This window comes from Neopusillimonas aromaticivorans, assembly GCF_030344915.1.
Lineage (GTDB): Bacteria > Pseudomonadota > Gammaproteobacteria > Burkholderiales > Burkholderiaceae_B > Neopusillimonas > Neopusillimonas aromaticivorans.
Map to the genome: position 1 here is coordinate 1,791,188 of NZ_CP128233.1, position 15,779 is coordinate 1,806,966.

At 64.0% G+C, this 15,779-nt stretch carries 12 protein-coding genes and 3 pseudogenes; all 15 read right to left on the reverse strand.

From position 1 onward, the window contains the following. Positions 1 to 22: 22 nt before the first annotated feature. Positions 23 to 1,654: an MBL fold metallo-hydrolase gene (locus N7E01_RS09890; protein ID WP_289172773.1), complete on the reverse strand. Its 1,632-nt coding sequence runs from the start codon at positions 1,652 to 1,654 to the stop codon at positions 23 to 25. Further along, positions 1,651 to 1,776 (reverse strand): phosphopantetheine-binding protein, encoded by a 126-nt coding sequence (locus tag N7E01_RS09895; protein WP_289172774.1) that lies wholly within the window; start codon positions 1,774 to 1,776, stop codon positions 1,651 to 1,653. Before N7E01_RS09895 ends, N7E01_RS09890 begins: the two co-directional genes overlap by 4 nt. Next, positions 1,767 to 2,117, reverse strand: a complete 351-nt coding sequence (locus N7E01_RS09900; protein ID WP_289172775.1) for a hypothetical protein — start codon at positions 2,115 to 2,117, stop codon at positions 1,767 to 1,769. The genes N7E01_RS09895 and N7E01_RS09900 overlap by 10 nt, the downstream gene beginning before the upstream one ends. A gap of 115 nt (positions 2,118 to 2,232) precedes the next feature. Next, positions 2,233 to 2,787, reverse strand: coding sequence for an SDR family NAD(P)-dependent oxidoreductase (locus N7E01_RS09905; RefSeq protein ID WP_289175783.1), 555 nt, complete (start codon positions 2,785 to 2,787; stop codon positions 2,233 to 2,235). Then, entirely contained in the window at positions 2,760 to 3,344 is a 585-nt protein-coding gene (locus N7E01_RS09910) for a hypothetical protein (protein WP_289172776.1), read from the reverse strand. Before N7E01_RS09910 ends, N7E01_RS09905 begins: the two co-directional genes overlap by 28 nt. 276 nt (positions 3,345 to 3,620) lie before the next feature. Continuing rightward, positions 3,621 to 4,511, reverse strand: coding sequence for an acyltransferase domain-containing protein (locus tag N7E01_RS09915; RefSeq protein ID WP_434089582.1), 891 nt, complete (start codon positions 4,509 to 4,511; stop codon positions 3,621 to 3,623). Then, a complete protein-coding gene (locus N7E01_RS09920; protein ID WP_350495032.1) occupies positions 4,414 to 5,325 on the reverse strand; it encodes a CurL C-terminal domain-containing protein in 912 nt (303 codons plus the stop codon). Before N7E01_RS09920 ends, N7E01_RS09915 begins: the two co-directional genes overlap by 98 nt. A gap of 30 nt (positions 5,326 to 5,355) precedes the next feature. Then, positions 5,356 to 6,758: pseudogene (locus N7E01_RS18835) on the reverse strand (beta-ketoacyl synthase N-terminal-like domain-containing protein); the annotation flags it as partial. 171 nt (positions 6,759 to 6,929) lie between these two features. Next, complete coding sequence (locus N7E01_RS09930) at positions 6,930 to 11,459, reverse strand: condensation domain-containing protein (protein ID WP_289172777.1); 4,530 nt, start codon at positions 11,457 to 11,459, stop codon at positions 6,930 to 6,932. After that, complete coding sequence (locus tag N7E01_RS18840) at positions 11,350 to 11,598, reverse strand: AMP-binding protein (protein ID WP_350495033.1); 249 nt, start codon at positions 11,596 to 11,598, stop codon at positions 11,350 to 11,352. The genes N7E01_RS09930 and N7E01_RS18840 overlap by 110 nt, the downstream gene beginning before the upstream one ends. A 94-nt stretch (positions 11,599 to 11,692) precedes the next feature. Then, positions 11,693 to 12,028, reverse strand: a complete 336-nt coding sequence (locus tag N7E01_RS09935) for an AMP-binding protein (protein ID WP_289172778.1) — start codon at positions 12,026 to 12,028, stop codon at positions 11,693 to 11,695. Between the two features lie 32 nt (positions 12,029 to 12,060). Continuing rightward, positions 12,061 to 12,360: pseudogene (locus N7E01_RS18845) on the reverse strand (AMP-binding protein); the annotation flags it as partial. 254 nt (positions 12,361 to 12,614) lie between these two features. Continuing rightward, a complete protein-coding gene (locus N7E01_RS09940) occupies positions 12,615 to 13,844 on the reverse strand; it encodes a condensation domain-containing protein (protein ID WP_289172779.1) in 1,230 nt (409 codons plus the stop codon). After that, entirely contained in the window at positions 13,841 to 14,584 is a 744-nt protein-coding gene (locus tag N7E01_RS09945; protein ID WP_289172780.1) for a phosphopantetheine-binding protein, read from the reverse strand. The genes N7E01_RS09940 and N7E01_RS09945 overlap by 4 nt, the downstream gene beginning before the upstream one ends. Continuing rightward, positions 14,577 to 15,760: pseudogene (locus N7E01_RS09950) on the reverse strand (AMP-binding protein). The gene N7E01_RS09945 and the pseudogene N7E01_RS09950 overlap by 8 nt, the downstream one beginning before the upstream one ends. Positions 15,761 to 15,779: the final 19 nt, after the last annotated feature.

Sequence of the window (15,779 nt, forward strand, 5' to 3'; positions counted from 1 at the left end):
CCCGGTTTTGCAGGTCAGAGCGTCAGCGTGATGGTTTGATCGTCGTGGCTGCTGCCATCACGGCCATACAGGCGGCGGGCAGGTATGCCGTGCTGCTGGCAGCGTTCAACGAAACGGCGTGACTCTTGCAGGGGAGACTGTCGCGGCTGCCGTCGATGCCGCAGATGAAGGTCAGCCAGGGTTCCAGACCCATGGCGTAGATCAGCACTTCGTCAACGTCCAGACACGCTACCAACGCCCAGGCGCGTTCGGCGTCTGAACCGTTCAGGCGTCGGCTCTGATCGTGGTCGTGGCGCGGTGGCCGGGCCAGGAGGGCCCCGTATAGCCAGCTCATGGGCGCACCCTGGCATTCCATGCCCAGGAACAGCGCTGACAATCGTCCCAGTACGGGTTTGAGCCGAATATTCAGTGCAGGGTCGAGGTTGTTTGAGTCGGCGGCAAACAGCAGTCGCAGATCGCCGGTGTCCACCAGCCAGCTGGTTTTGCTGCGGATGTCCAGGTCGGCGTGTTCCCCCAGAAACGGGATGGCTTGCAGGGTCAGTCCATTGACATCCAGGTGCTCCAGGCTGTCAAGCGCCTCGACATGCGTGAAACCGATGGCCTGAAGACAGGCTTTCAGCGAGGGGTCAACGATGCTGCCGCTGCTGGCGGGTACAAGGACGGTACCTGTTTTCCAGCGCAGGGCCAGCAAGGTTTCGATCAGGGCATGATCCGGATGATTGTGGGTGATCAGCAGGTAGTCGATGTGATCGGGCAAATCGGCCAGGGTCAGGCGGTCTGGTGCCTGACCAGATTCGTAGGCAATCACCGGGTCAATGAGGATGGATCGACCATCAGCGGTTTCCACCAGAACGCAGGCATGGCCGAAATAGCGCCAGCGTGACGCAGCGCGCGGGACAGCCGGTGAAGCGGGGGTATCGGGTGCCTCGTCAAGCAACGGCATCAGGCGTTCGGCCTGCGAGGCCTCGAGGTTGAAGGCATCAAGCAGAACGGGCAATGGCATGGGCTGCTGCCGTGCGCGTGCCAGAACGTCGTAGGCCGGATCGCAAAAGGGCCGGTCAAGCACGATGTCGCCGGGGCACGGGAGCCGGGGTGTGGCCATTGAAAAGCTGCGCTGGTCACCGGGAATTCGACGCACCATCGCCTGTTGCAGCTTGGGGATGTAGTATTCGCTGCGGTAAAGCAGCCCTTCCAGCGGACGAATGTCGGGCGCGCCCGTCGGGGTGTAGACCAGTTCGGTAAGGCCCTGCAAGGCGGGTGGCAGGGCCTTGTACAGATCGCCCAGTGCCTTGCCCCTGAGCGTGGGTCTCAAGCAGTGCCCGTGTCTGTTCCAGGGCAGCCGCCAGAGACAAGGGTGCCGCCAGAGCATCGCGACTCCAGTGCAGGAAGGCCTGCACCTTTTGGGTCTCGGCCGGGGGATGTCCATGAAGGGGCCACCCAGAAGGTCGGGGTCCTGAACGGCTGCGGCGTGAAGGTCGGGGTCGTGCAGCCACGACTCCAGCATGGGCAGGTGCCGCTTTGCAGAGATCAGGGCCATTGACAATGGCGATACCAGCAGGCTGCTGGCGTGCCAGCCGGCGACCAGGGGTTCGATGACAACATCGGGTTTCAGCACATAGCGTGGTGCCGACAGCGTGGATGGATAGGATGTCATGGGTTCGGGATCGTGCGACTATTCAGCAGTTGGGCCAACCCTTCCGGGGTGGGTGTGGCAAACAGGTCGATCAGGGCCAGCTCAAGGCCGGTTTCCTCGCGCAAGCGGCTGATCAGTTGCATGGCCAGCAGGGAATGCCCCCAAGGTCAAAGAAATTGTCTTCCGGAGTACACGAGGCGACGTTCAGAATCTCCCGGAACAGGGCTTGCAGGCGCTCGTTCAGACCGTTTGCGGTTGTCTCGGTGTGGACAGTCCGTGCCTCGTCAGCCGGTGGGGCTTTTGGCACCGGGGCGCTGGACTCATTCCGGGATATGGTGGTTGCCGATGCCGATGCCGATGCCGATGCCGATGCCGTGGTGGCCAGTGTTTCGGTGATCCAGCGGTCCTGGCGGGCCATCAAGGCGGGCAGGTCATTGACGCTGACGGCGACCCGGTTGAGGGCGGTCGGCAGTACCCGACGCACGGCGGCAGGTCCTTCATGGTGCAGCAAGCCCGATTCAGTGGCCAGGGTGCCAGCCCGGCACGGGCACGGGCCGCCACCGTCATGCCGGCCTCGACCCAGTCATCCCAGTTGACCGTCACCACTCGCCAGGGTGGCGTTGCGACAATTGCGCAGCGGCTGTGTCCAGCCAGGCGTTGGCCGCGCTGTAGGCGGCCTGGCCAAACTTCGCGGCGGGCAGGAAGGAGCCCAGGGTTGAGCACAGCACTACAGCGTCCAGTGGCTGACCCGCCAACGCGTTTTCGATGGCGCACAAGCCAACGATTTTCGGCGCCAGGACGGTATCAATCGAGGCGGCATCGCGGCGCGCCATGATGCCGCCGTAGTCCGCCAGACCGGCGGCGTGGATGACGCCATGGATAGGTCCGACGGTATGTTGCCAGTGGGTCAGGGCGGCTGTTGTCGCCGCTTCATCGGCCAGATCCAGCATCAGTGTGCTGACGGTTGCACCCAGTGATTCCAGTTCGCGTTGCCGTGCCGGTGGCAGCGGTGTGCGATGGGTGGTCAGCAGCAGATGCGGAGCCTGGCTGTAGCGGGCGATGTCCAGCGCAAAGGCGTGCCCGACGCCACCGGCGGCACCGGTGATCAGGACGGTTGCGCCTTTGGCTAGCGGCCAGGGCTGTGCGGCGGGCATGGCGCAGTGTTCGACCTGTTCGGTCCAGTATTGGCCTTGCCGCCAGGCCAGAAACCGGCCTGCGCGGGCAGTATCCAGCCAGGCATGCAGACGCTGTGCCACTGCCAACGGTTCCGAAATGGCCAGATCCAGACCCGCGAAGTGGTGTTCTGGAAATTCGACAGCAAGAACCTGCAAGGCGGCAACCCGTGCCGTGTTGGCCGGGCAGGCCGTTTCGTTGCCTTGTACGATGGCCCCCCGATGGTCAGCAGGTCCACCTGAAGGGGTTTGGGGTGGTGGGCCAGGATAAGGTCACGCACAGCCAGCAGCGTCGTGCGCAGTTGTTCCATGGCGACTTGTCCCGGCATGGTCCCGGCAGCCGATGCCATAACGACCAGATGGCTGCGCTCGTGTTCCGGCAGGGCCAATACGGCCGGTACCGAGGTGGCCACCCTGACTGTGCGCCCCCATTGGCGCAAGGCACGGGCCACAGGGTTGGCCAGTGCGGGTGTGGGGCTGAACAGGACCAGCGGCCGGGGGATGGCGTTGTGACCGCTGTCAGGGTGTGCCGCACCCAACGGGGCGTATAGAACCAGTCGTCTTCGGGTGGTTTGGTGAGGGTGTCAACGCCTGGCGCCTCCGATGCAGGCGCGGTCGTTGTGGACAATGGCCGGAACACCTGACGTGCCCATGGGTAGCCGGGCAGGGCAATGCGCTGCCCCTTAGGGCTGTGAATGCATTCCAGTCGATGTCGACGCCGCTTTCCCAAAGCCGGGCAACGCTTTGAATATGCGTCGGCGCGGTTTCACCCGAGGTGTTGCCGGCTGGCGCCGGATCAAGGCTCGGGCACGCTGTCAGCCCCTGGCTGCGTGCCAGTGTGCTGAGCACGTGTCCCGGGCCGGCCTCAATGACCAGCGGGGCCCTTTTTCTTGAAGGGTTTGCAGGCCGTGAGCGAAGCGTACCGGGGCCAGCATGTGTCGGGCCCAGTAGTCGGGGGATACGGCTTGTTCCGGAGTGATCCAGGTGCCCGTCAGGTTGGATATGAATTTGCGCGTTGGCCGATTCAGGGTCTGGCTGGTCAGGAAGGTGGCCAGTGCGCTGGCCGCAGGCGCCATGGCGCGGGAGTGGAAAGCGTGCGAGGTACGCAGGCGTTGGGTCGGGATGCCTCGCTGTTTCAGGTCGTTGGCCAACGCTTCTATGGCATCGGCAGGTCCTGATACAACGCCCTGTCGCGGGCCGTTCAGCGCGGCCAGATCCAGTTCGGAGTGCTGCAACAGAAGGCTGTTCAACCCGGTCTCGTCCAGCGCTACGGCCAGCATGGCCCCTGCGGGCATGCCAGCCATCAGACGAGCCCGTTTGGTCACAATCTGCAGTACAGCGTCCGTCGAGAACACGCCTGCCAGGCAGGCGGCCGTATATTCGCCCAGCGAGTGGCCGAGCATGACATCGGTCTTGATACCCAGCGACGTCCACCACTGAGCGCACGCCAGACTGACGGCGACGATGGCCGGCTGGGCGATGCGGGTGTCCTGCCAGAACGCGGCGTCACGGCCCGGGCCGTTCAGGGCGTCAATCAGCGACAGATGGAGCAGGGGCTCAAGCCGTTCAGACATCTCGGCCAGATGGGCCTTGAAGCCGGGGAGCGGGTCAGCAGCGCCTGCCCCATACCGGCATGCTGTGCGCCTTGGCCGGGCAGCAGCAAGGCCATGCGGATGGGGCGGCGCAACCCCCGGCCCCTTTGCTATCCGAGGGCAGCGTGACCGTTGACAAGGTCTGGATGAGCGCGGAAACGGTATTGGTGACCAGTGCCTTTCGCGCCTTCAGGGCGGGACGGCCGGATTGCAGGGTGGTGGCGACATCCGCCAGAGCGACCGGCGTGGTCTCCAGATGATGTGCCAACTGATGGGCCAACGTGGGCAGTTGTCCCGGGGCTGCTGCAGACAGCGGAATGACCTGCCAGTCGTCGGGTACGGTTGGAGGGGACGGTCGTGTTGGCGCCTCTTCCAGAATGAGGTGGGCATTTGTCCCCCCGATGCCGAACGAACTGACGCCGGCGCGCAGGGGGCGCCCTGACGCGGCCAGGGTTGCACCGTGGCGGGCAATATCGAACCAGCGTTGCGGGCCGGGGTCCAGTTTGGGGTTGAGCTGGGCGGCATGCAAGCTGGGCGGCAGATAGCGGTGATGCAGGCTCAGGGTGGCTTTGATCAGCCCGGCCACACCGGCGGCGGCGTCGGCATGGCCGATATTGCTTTTTACCGAGCCGATCAGCAAGGGGCGCTCGCGAGCGCCGGCATAAGCTTTACCCAGAGCCGTAATTTCAACCGGGTCACCCAGAGACGTGCCCGTCCCGTGGGCCTCGATCAGATCAACGTCACTGCCGTCCTGCCCGGCGTCGGCCAACGCTTCCTGTATGGCTTTGGCCTGGCCGTCGATGCCGGGGGCGGCAAAACTCATTTTGCGCGCGCCATCGTTACTGACGCCTGTGCCGCGGATAGTGGCGTAGATGCGGTTACCATCGTTCAATGCGTTGACCAGGGGCTTGAGCAGGACCACACCCATCCCTGCACCCGGTACCGTCCCTGCGGCATCGGCGGCAAAGGGCCGGCAATGCCCGTCAGGTGACAGAATCATGCCGGGCTCGTAGGCATAGCCGTCTGATTCGGGGAACGTCAGCGAGACACCGCCGGCCAGGGCCATATCGCAGCGTCCGGCCCGCAACGCGTCAACCGCCTGGGCCACGGCAATCAGGGAGGTTGAGCAAGCGGATTGCACGGTGACGGCAGGGCCACTGAGGTTCAGCCGATAGGCAATCTGGGTGGCCAGGAAGTCTTTGTCATTGGCCGTGATGGCATGAAAGCCTGCCGAGCCCTGGATGTTTTCCCCGGCCGGAACCAGAACTTCGCGCAGCCAGGTGTTGTGGCTGCATCCGGCAAAGACGCCGACATTGCCGCCGGGCAGTTCGGCGGCATCTTCAAAGGCATGCCAGGCCCTTCGAGCAGCAGACGGTGCTGCGGATCAAGCAGAAGGGCATCACGCGGGCCGACACCGAAAAAGGCTGCATCAAACTGGTCGGCGTCAGGAATCACGCCGCGCCGGGGTACGTGGTGGGGTTGGTCGGCGGCCAGAGCCTCTGGTGCCGGTTCGATTGAAAAGTCGGTGATGCCCTCGCGGCCCTCGCGCAGCAGCGCCCAGAAAGCGTGTGCGGAGTCTGCACCGGGGAAGCGGCAGGCCATGCCGATGATGGCGATGGCCCGTTCATCAGCGGCAGGTGCGGTCGGTGTGTCTGCCGGCAGGGTTGCAGGGGTTGACGACAGCGGTGGTGTGTGCAGCCTGGGGTGATCGTGTATTCCGGGTGGTTTGCCGGAAAGGCTGTGGTGAGCGTCAGGTGTTGCGGACAGACCCGAAGTCGCGCTTGCACCCTGTGCGGCCAGCCATTGGGCGAGCGCCTGGATGGTGGCGTGTTCGAACAGAATGCGCGTGGGTACCTTGATGTTGAATGTTTCGCGCAGCATGGGCTGCATTTTGACCAACAGCAGTGATTGTCCGCCCAGATCGAAAAAATTCCGTTGCCAGTTCACCTTGGGCAGCTTAAGCAGCCCTGCCCAGATCGGCTCAAGCACTTTGGCGATGGCGGTTATGGGGTCGGTGTCCTGAGTGGGTCTTGTCGTGCCCAAGGGCGTGGGGGTGGTACAGCTGTTTGGCAGGGTGGCTACTGTCGGCGCTGTTTCGTCACCCGGTAACGGCAGGGCGGACCAGTTGATCTTCCCGTTCGGCGTGAGCGGGATTGCAGACAGGGTCAGGATCGCACCGGGCACCAGATGGGCCGGTAACCGGGCGGCCAGATTATGGCGCAGTTGCTGTGTGTCAACGGCATGTCCGGCACGGGAAGTACCCAGGCCAGCAGCACCGGGTCTTCCGGCTGTGCATGGGGGCAACGCCGACCAGCGCCTTGTCGATGGGGCCGAGCTGTTCCAGTTGTCGTTCGATTTCACCGGGCTCCACCCGGAACCCCCGCAGCTTGAACTGCCGGTCGATGCGTCCGCAGAAGGTCAGTTCGCCGTTCGTTGCGACGTCGACCCGGTCGCCGGAATGGTAGATTCTGTGGCCTGAACCCGGTTGCCACGGGTCGGGCCTGAACCGTCCGGCGGTCAGGTCGGGCCGATTCAGGTAGCCCAGGCCGACACCGTCTCCGCCGATGACCAGTTCACCCTGGCCTCCGGGGGGACCAGATGACCATCCAGGTCCATGACGTAGGCCCGGCAGTGCGCACCGGGTTTGCCGATCGGGATGCGGCGGGCGTTTTCGCGGGCTTCGTAGAGGTTTGAGCAGACCGAGGCTTCGCTGGGGCCATAGCCGTTGAAGAACCGGCGGCCCGATGCCCATTTTTCCACTACGGCGTCGGGGCAGGCTTCGCCGGCCACCATCAGCAGACGAAGCGACGGCAGGGTACGTGTTGGCAGGGCCACCAGCAGCGACGGCGGCAGTGTGGCTATCGTGATGCGGTCATTTTCAAGGGTGTCGAGCAGTTCCTCACCGAAGCGGACGGTGTCCGGGTCGGGAATATGCAGGGTGGCACCGGAACCCAGTGCCATGAAGATTTCCCATATCGAGGCATCGAAGGACAGCGCGGCAAACTGCAGAACCCGGTCGGTGACTTCAGGCGCCAGATGGTGACGTTGCAGCCGTATCATGCTGGCCAGTCCGCCATGCGGGGTCATCGCCCCTTTGGGCTGGCCGGTCGAGCCCGAGGTGTAGATCAGGTAAGCCGGGTCGGCGGCGTTCAGGTCAGGGCCCCGGACCGCACCTGCAGCCGCTGTGTGCGGCATCTGGTCAATGGGCAGGATACGTGCCGCGCAGGACGCGGGCACTTGTCCTGTCAGCGCCGTGTCCGTCAGCAGCCAGCGGGCGTTGCTGTCGCCCAGTATCCAGGCGATGCGCTCGGCGGGGTAGGCGGCATCGATAGGGACAGCCATGGCACCCGCTTGCATGACCGCCAGCAAGGCGGTAACGGCCCGGCTCCGCGCGGCAGCAGCAGGGCGACGGGTTCGCCGGGTGCGACACCCTTTTCGAGCAGGGTCTGGCACAGCGTGTCTACGGCCCGCTTCAGTGCCTCGTAGCTGAAACTCCCCTCTTTGGCCTGGATCGCCGGATGTCCGGGCAGCACGTGCGCCCACGCGTTGAAACAGTCCAGGGCCAGAGGGGCGGGCAAGCCACTGTCCGGCCCGCAGGCCAGGGCGACCCGTTGTGCCAGTTCGGCTTCGGTATAAAGGGACAGATCTTGTACCCTGGCCATGGGTTGACGAACCATGGCAGACAGCAGCTGGTACCAATGTCCCAGCACATCGGTGCCGATCCTGTCGTCGATCCGCGTCGGGTCCCAGTGCCGGGGCCAGCGCGGCATCGTCGCCGGTGGTCACGATGGCCGTCAGGGCGAAGTTGGTTTCTTCATGAAGGGTGGCCACCTTCAGCGTCAGCCCGTTGGCGACCAGGTCCGAGGGGCGCGGGTAATTCTGCACCAGCAGCAAGGTATCGAACAATGGGTTGGCCGGGTCATGGCCGGTGGATTGCAGAATGTCGTCAAGGCCGATGAACGCATGATCGGCACGCTCGAAGGCGTGCTGGCGCAGGTTACCCAACAGCGTCGCCAGGGTCATGTCGGCGGTCAGGGTTGCGCTGACGGGAACCGTGTTGATGGTCATGCCCACCAGAGCGTCTGCATGGTCGAAATCGGCAGGTCGATGCGCAAACGTGATGCCGAAAACAACCGTTCCGGTGCTGCGGTACCGTCGCAACAGCAGGGCCCATGAGGCTTGCAGTGCGACGCCCAGTGGCACCCCATGCCGGCGACAGAGCGCGGACAGGCCGTCACGTACGACAGGGTCCAGTGCGCGGGTGGCGCTGTACTGTGGGGCGCTTTGCGGGGTCTCTGCCGAGGGCAAGGCCATCAAGGTCGGGCTGGCGTCTGCCAGTGCATGCTGCCACCAGCGACGGGCGGCGTTGGCATCCAGGGCGTTCCAGCGGCGAACAAAGGCCGACCAGTCGGGCGCTGCCGGCAGATTCGGCGTGGTGTCATTGCCCAGAGCCTTGAGAATGTCCAGCAACTCCTGCATCAGCACCGACACGGACCAGCCGTCCATAATCAAGTGGTGGCTGCTCCAGACCCAGTCATGGCGATCATGACTGCGCCGTATCAGGTGCATGCGCATCAAGGGTGCCTGACCCAGCGCAAACCCTTGCTGGCGGTCGGCCTGCATCAAGGCGCGCAGGTGCGGGTCGGCACGCTGATCATCCAGGGCGCTCCAGTCGGAAACCTGCCAGGTTAGCGAGGCGGATGGGGCAATCGACTGGTACGGTTCGTCGTTGTCATCAAAATCGAAGGTACACCGCAGGGCGGCATGACGGTCCAGCATGATAGCCCAGGCCGTTTGCAGCGCTTCGGGGTCAAGTGGGCCTTCCAGTTTGAAATGAATCTGGTTGAAGTAGGTTTGCGGGTTGTGCAGGCTGTGCAGCAGAATGCCCCGTTGCAACGGGGTGACGGGCACCCGGGATGCTGAGGCAAAGTCGTCGGCCCCGATGGCTGCCGTGGCGTCAAACCCTGTTTCGACAGCGATGTTTTCAAGGGCCGATGCGATGGCGTGCATCAGGCCTTGCGCAGCGGCTTCGCTGTTCGGCCCTGCGGCGAAATTCAGGGCCAGGCGCAGTTGCCCGGCGACAACTCCGGCGTTCAGCTCGAGACGGTGGCTGCGGTCCAGGTCGGGTGCGATGGTGGGGCCTGTGTCAGCGTCAACAGGCTGGAACGGGCCATCGGTCCAGCCATCCAGCACGCCCACGTAGTTGACCAGAATGTCGGCACCCGGCAGAGCCGCCAGCCGGCGTGCCTGGTCGGGGTCATCGCCGTAGCGCAATAAGCCGTAACCGAGACCATCATGCGGCAGGGCGGCAAGCGCGGTTGTGATGGTCTGCGCCATGGTACGGGCGTCCGGGTTGACGGGCAGGCAGAGGGGAATGACCGATGTGAACCATCCGACGGTCTCTGAAATATCCAGCGTGTCGATGGGCAGGGCGCGCCCGTTGCGTTCCAGGTCAACGCGCAAGATACGGCCATGCCCGGCCGCATGGGCCAGCGCAAGTGCGGCCAGCAGCGTTTCGTCCATTCTCAACGTCCACACGGCAGGCACCTTGCGCAGCAGGTGCTGCGTCAGATTGGCCGGCAGGGTGAGCTGGCAGGTTCGGGCGTCCCTCTCAAGCCCCGGCTGTGCTGGAAGGTCAGGGGCCAGCGGTGTCGGCTGTGGTGACAAATGATCAACCCAGAACGGCAATGATGCCGTGACCTCGGGGTCGCGACTGAAGGCCTGAAGGGCCAGCGCCCAACGACGCCAGGGAATGCCGTGACGTCGCAGTGGAAGGTCATTGGGGTGTTCATAGGCGTTTTGCAGATCACGCAATACCACCTGCCACGACAGGACATCAATGCACAGGTGATGCACCGTGAGCATCATCTGTCGGTCAGAGGGCAGAACGACCGCGGCCACATTGATGCCACGTTCCGGATCAAGGTGTTGCTGGGCCTGCGCCAACCGGGTTTGTCGCTGCCCGGTCCAGGTGATGTCATCCATGCCGTCCGGGCGTGTTTCAATCTTGAACAGCGGGGCGGGCCGCATGGCCGCAATATGGTAATCAATGGCTCCTTTCTCTGACTGGCTGACCTGCAGGCCAAAAATTTCGTGGCAGGCCACGACAGCCTGCAGCGCTTGCTGCAACCGGGGCAGGTCAACCGGGTCGGGCAAAGCAATGACCACAGCCTGGTTGAACTGTCGCCAGTTGCCATGCATTTCACCCTTGAGCCAGGACAGGATGGGTGTGGACCAGACCGGGCCAATGGCGTCGGCGTCATCCGATGACGAACTGGCCGGTACCGCATTCCGGGCGATGGCTCTGACCGTCTGATGCTCGAAAATGGTTTTGGCCGATAGATCAAGCCCCGCGCGGCGGGCTCTTGAAATGACCTGCAGGCTGCTGATGGAGTCGCCACCCAGATCAAAAAAATTGTCGTCCGGGCCGATGGGGTGACGTTGCAGTACGTCGCTGAACAATTGTGCGACCAGGCGTTCGTGGTCGGAGTTGAGTGGGCTGACAGCGGCGGATGCCGGTGCGCTGTCGGCCAGATGGGCCAAGGCGCGGTAATCGGTCTTGCCTTGCGAGGTGACCGGCAGCGACGGCAGCGTGAGGATATGTTCCGGGATCAGGACATCGGCCAGACTGTTTTGCAGTATGGCCTTGATGGCGTCTTGGGAAGGGGCGTTGGCGCCAGTGATGAAGGCCCACAGGCGATGGCGGGAACCTGTCTGGCGTACCAGGGCTGCGGCGTCGGTAATACCGGGAATCTGGATCAGCGCCCGTTCCAGAGTGGCAGGTTCTACCCGGATGCCCCGAATCTTGATCTGGCGGTCACGTCGCCCCAGGCACCAGAGTTGTCCGTCCAGGTCCATGCGCCCGCGGTCGCCCGTGTGCAGCTCGGCCAGTGGCGTGAAATCACCGTCGCGGGCGGCCGACAGCATCAGGGCCTGGCCGCGAACCCGTATATCACCCACACACAAGGGGAAGCCGCTGGTTGTCAGGCCCGGTGACGGCGATTTCCGTGTTGGGAACAGGCGTGCCCAAGGGCAGGGTGGACCACGAGGCGGGCACGTCATCCACAGACAGGAAGGTGGCAGAAATGGTCGTTTCGGTCAGACCATATCCACACATCAGCGCGCAGTGCGGGGCCTGCTTGCGCCAGATGCGTGCCGCCGAGGCCTGAACCGCTTCGCTGCCCGTGATCAGCAGACGCAGTGACGGGGAATCGGGGTGCCGTGGGCGACCCGTTCATGCACCCAGGTGTGCCAGAAGGCTGCGGGCAGATTGGCAACGCTAATGCCGTGTTGTGTCAAAGCCTGCTCAAAAGCGTCCAGGTCCCGGTCTGTACCGGCGCAGGCTGAACCAGAGGAGCACCCGCCAGCAGTGCAGGCAGGGTTTCTTCCAGGGCGACGTCGAATGCCGGCGCTGCAAATTGCAGGACCCGGTCATGGGCCTGCAATCCAAAACGGTGACGCGTGTCCAGGGCGTGATTCAGCAGGCTGGCATGGCTGATGAAAACGGTTTTGGGTTCACCGGTTGAGCCCGAGGTGAAGCACACGTAGGCGGGCAGGACGTCCAGCCCTGTTGTTGGTGGAAAGGGAACAGGGGGCATGCCGTGGCGGTCGTGTCCAGCAGCGTTTGGCACGCGATCCGTCGCAGGTCATGCGCTGAAGCCCCATCAAGGTCGGGGCTGTCGGCGCCGGTGACCAGAATGCTGACATCGGCTTGCCGGGCGCGTGTGAGGATGGCGTCGGTAGGGCCGTCGGTGGGCAGGAAAACCGCACATCCACCGCATTGCCATAGGGCCAGCAAGGTCGGCACCCGTTCAGTCAGCCGGGGCAAACACAGGCCGACACGCGTTTGCCGGGTGACCCCATGGGCGTGCAGGGCATCAGCCGTTCGCTCAATCCGGGTCAGTACCTGCCCGCAGGACAGACTGTCGTGGTGATCCGTCAGCAGAACCGTGCCGGGATCCATGGCGTGCAATGTGTCAAGGATCAGGTCATGGATCGGGCGGTCCGGCAGGCTGGCCGGCGGTCCTTGCCACAGCGCGGGTGCGTGTGGCGATGCAGGCTGTTGTCGGCCGCTTCCCTGTGCCGCAGCAGACTGGCACAGGTCGACGAACTGCGTCAGAAAAGCCCGAATGGTTCGTTCGTCAAACAGGTCGGGATCGTATTCCAGCTGGGCCAGCCAAGGGGCATGCGGGTCGCTTGTGCGTTCCAGGCTCAGGTTCAGGTCAACTTCAGGTGCCAGCGGGGCAACCGGCAGCGCTTCGATGGTCGTGTCCGGCAGGGTGGGCGGTGCCAGGGCTGGGCCTGCAGCACGAACATGGCCTGAAACAGCGGGTTGCGGTTCAGATGGCGTTTCGGGTTCAGTACGCTGACAATCTGATCCAGGGTAACGCCGGGTTGGTCCAGTGCACCCAGCAGGGCATGTTTCACCTGGGCGATGCGTGTGGCCAGGTCGTCGTTCAGGGCGGGCTGCAGCCTCAGTGGTACCGTACTGACCATAAAACCGACCATGTCCTGGTCAGCCCGGGTTTTCCGGGTAGACACCGGACAACCAATGACCATGTCGTCATCACCGCTCCAGCGCTGCAGCAACCAGGCATAGAGCGCCAGATAGGCCATGAACGGGGTGGCCCCGTTTGCACGGGCAATGTCGCTCAGGTCGGCATCGTCGGGTAGTGGCAGGCTGAGCATGCCCGCACGTTGGCCGCGTTCGGCGGGGCGAGGGTGATCCAGTGGCAGGCTGATTTCGGCCGGAGCGCCGTCCAGGGTGTTGCGCCACCACGCCAGGGCTTCCGGAGTTTCCCGGGTTTGATCAGCGGTTTGCAGCACCTCGGTGAATTGTGCTGCCGGCGCAAGACGGCCACCGCCTGCAACGCTGAAACAGTCGTTGATCAGGATCGCCATGGATGTCCGGTCGGCGATGATATGGTGGATCAGGAAGGTGATCCGGTGGTGGCCGTCGCAGGGCTGCAGCATGACCCGGAACAATTGGCCGGCCGGCAGGGTGTGCGGCGCGTTTTCAGGGCACAGCTCGAGTCCGGGTCGCTGGCCGGTGATTTCCAGCCAGGCTTCGTTGTCGTGTTCCGCCAGGCGGGCCGATACGATGGCGTGTCGCTCAACGGTTTGGGCGACGGCGTGTTGCCACAGGGCCGTGTCCAAGGTGCCGCGCAACAAAAACGAGGCATGCAGCACGAACCCCTGGTCGTTCTGGCTGAGCTTGTCCATGAACCAGAGCCGTGTTTGCTCGGCATTCAGGGGGTAGCGACGGGGTGCGTTGTTGCTGCGGGTCAGCCAGGCGAGCAGTTCGGCCTTGCGCTCGCGCAGCTCATTTTGCAGCCTGGCATCCAGGGCGCCGGCCCGACCCTGCAGCACCAGTTTGTCACCTTCTGCAGAGATCCGGATACCGGCCTGGGCCAGTCGTTCAAGCAGGTCGGACAAGGGTTGCGTCATGGTGTTGCGTTCCTGGTGGTGATTTGTTCAAGCAGGTAGTCAGCCATGGCGTCAAGCGTCGGATGGCCAAAAATTTCGCCGATGGGCAAGGTCAGACCCGTAGCCTGTTCAAGGCGTTCATGCAGTTTTACCGTGAGCATCGAGTGCCCTCCGTAGTCGAAGAAACTGCGGTCAGTGTCGATATCGTCGCGCTCCAGCAGTTCAGACCAGCAGGTGTAAAGAAAATCGACCAGATCGTCACGGTCTTCAAACGGTGGCACTGCGGCATTGGCGGTGTTGGTACCCCTGATCGCCGTCTCTTGGGGCCGCGTGTGTTCGTTGCCGGGGTCGGCCACGGTATCTGGCGCACCGGGGCTGATGCCGGGTGCCGGCATTTCGCGGGCCATGCGGGTCAGGGCAGTCCAGTCGGTCTTGCCGTTTGCGTTCAATGGCAGCGCTTCCAGGCGCACCCAGCGTGACGGTAACCACGCGGCGGGCAAGCGCTCATGCAGCCATTGGCGCAAGGCCTCGTCAGACGGCAGGGGGTCGTGGGACGGAACGGCCCAGGCGATGATCTCGCGGTCGGTCGGTGTCGTATCCGACGAGGGGTTGTTGACGGACTGCGCGGTAACGGCCACTGCCCCGATGGCGGGGTGCTGTCGCAGTGTGACCTCGATTTCTTCGGGGTCGATGCGCTGACCGCGGATCTTGAATTGCCGGTCAAGACGACCGAGCAACCACACGTGTCCGTGCTCATCCATCCAGGCCCGGTCGCCGGTCCGGTAGGCCGGGCACAGTTCGCCGAACAGCCGGGTTTGGCCAAAGGCCGAGGCCAGTGATCGGGCGTGACCATGATAGGTCTGGGCGACACTGGGGGCCGGCGATCAGGAGCTCGCCGGGCATGCCATGCAAAACGGGCTGACCGGCCTCATTGATAATGGCCATGCGGTTGCCTGCAATGGCCTTTCCCGGGCTGCCCGGAGCTTGTCCACTGGTGTATCGGGTCAGGCTGGCCGTGACAGTGGTTTCTGTCGGGCCATACACAATGAAAAGTGTACGGTTGCATGCCCAGGCCTCCAGCGTATGGGTCGGGCAGATTTCCCCGCCCACGGCCAAGACCTTCAGCGACGGGTGGGCACGGGCCGCCGTACTGTTCAGAACAGCGGGGGTACCTGCATGTGCGTAATACCCCATGCATCGAGGGTTTCGTTCAGGGTGGTCCCGGGCATGACCGAGTGCCGTGGCAGTGTGACCAGGGTGGCGCCGGTGCACCAGCTCATGGCGATGTCTGACAGCGTGACATCGAATGCCGGGGCGACAACCTGCAAAATCGAGCTGTCCGGGGTCAGCGCGTAATGACGGGCCAGACTGTGGCCCAGCCGGACCAGGGCATCGTGACGGATGGGGATGCCTTTGGGACGACCGCTTGAGCCCGAGGTGTAGACAATCGCCGCAACCGGGTTCGGGTGCGTTGTTGACGTGTCCTGAAACGGTGATGCTTCAGTGGGTGCGACGTCTGCGCAGTCGGGAATATTGACGCCGCCCGTGTCGGTCCACAGCAGGGCAGCTCCGCTGTCCTGGATCACGGTATCGGCTCGTTCGGCCGGCCATTGCGTGTCAATGATGACGGCGGTGGCCCCGTTTTGCCAGATGGCCAGCAGACAGGCCAGCCAGTCGGTCGAGCGCTCCATGGCCAGGGCGATGGTGTTTGGTGCCGGATGGTGTTGGCGCATGGCTAGGGCGAGTTCGCAGGCGCGTGTCCAAAGCTGTGCGGCACTCAGCGTTTTATTCAGGTCGACGGCCAGGCGCTGGTCTGGCCTGCGTGCCGCGTGTTGCGCCACCAGCGTATCCAGGCGCTGGGGCGTGCGTGTGTTTTCATTGGCAAACGCATGTTGCGTTGGCATGTTTTCATGGGGCAGGGCCGGCTGCCATGGCATGTTTTCACCGGACCCTGAC

Coding starts and splice junctions, on each gene's coding strand:
- N7E01_RS09890 (WP_289172773.1), bottom strand. CDS start 1,654: ATGACATCCTATCCATCCACGCTGTCGGCACCACGCTATGTGCTGAAA.
- N7E01_RS09895 (WP_289172774.1), bottom strand. CDS start 1,776: ATGCAACTGATCAGCCGCTTGCGCGAGGAAACCGGCCTTGAGCTGGCC.
- N7E01_RS09905 (WP_289175783.1), bottom strand. CDS start 2,787: ATGCCCGCCGCACAGCCCTGGCCGCTAGCCAAAGGCGCAACCGTCCTG.
- N7E01_RS09920 (WP_350495032.1), bottom strand. CDS start 5,325: ATGGGTGTGGTCCTGCTCAAGCCCCTGGTCAACGCATTGAACGATGGT.
- N7E01_RS09930 (WP_289172777.1), bottom strand. CDS start 11,459: ATGACGTGCCCGCCTCGTGGTCCACCCTGCCCTTGGGCACGCCTGTTC.
- N7E01_RS09940 (WP_289172779.1), bottom strand. CDS start 13,844: ATGACGCAACCCTTGTCCGACCTGCTTGAACGACTGGCCCAGGCCGGT.
- N7E01_RS09945 (WP_289172780.1), bottom strand. CDS start 14,584: ATGGATGAGCACGGACACGTGTGGTTGCTCGGTCGTCTTGACCGGCAA.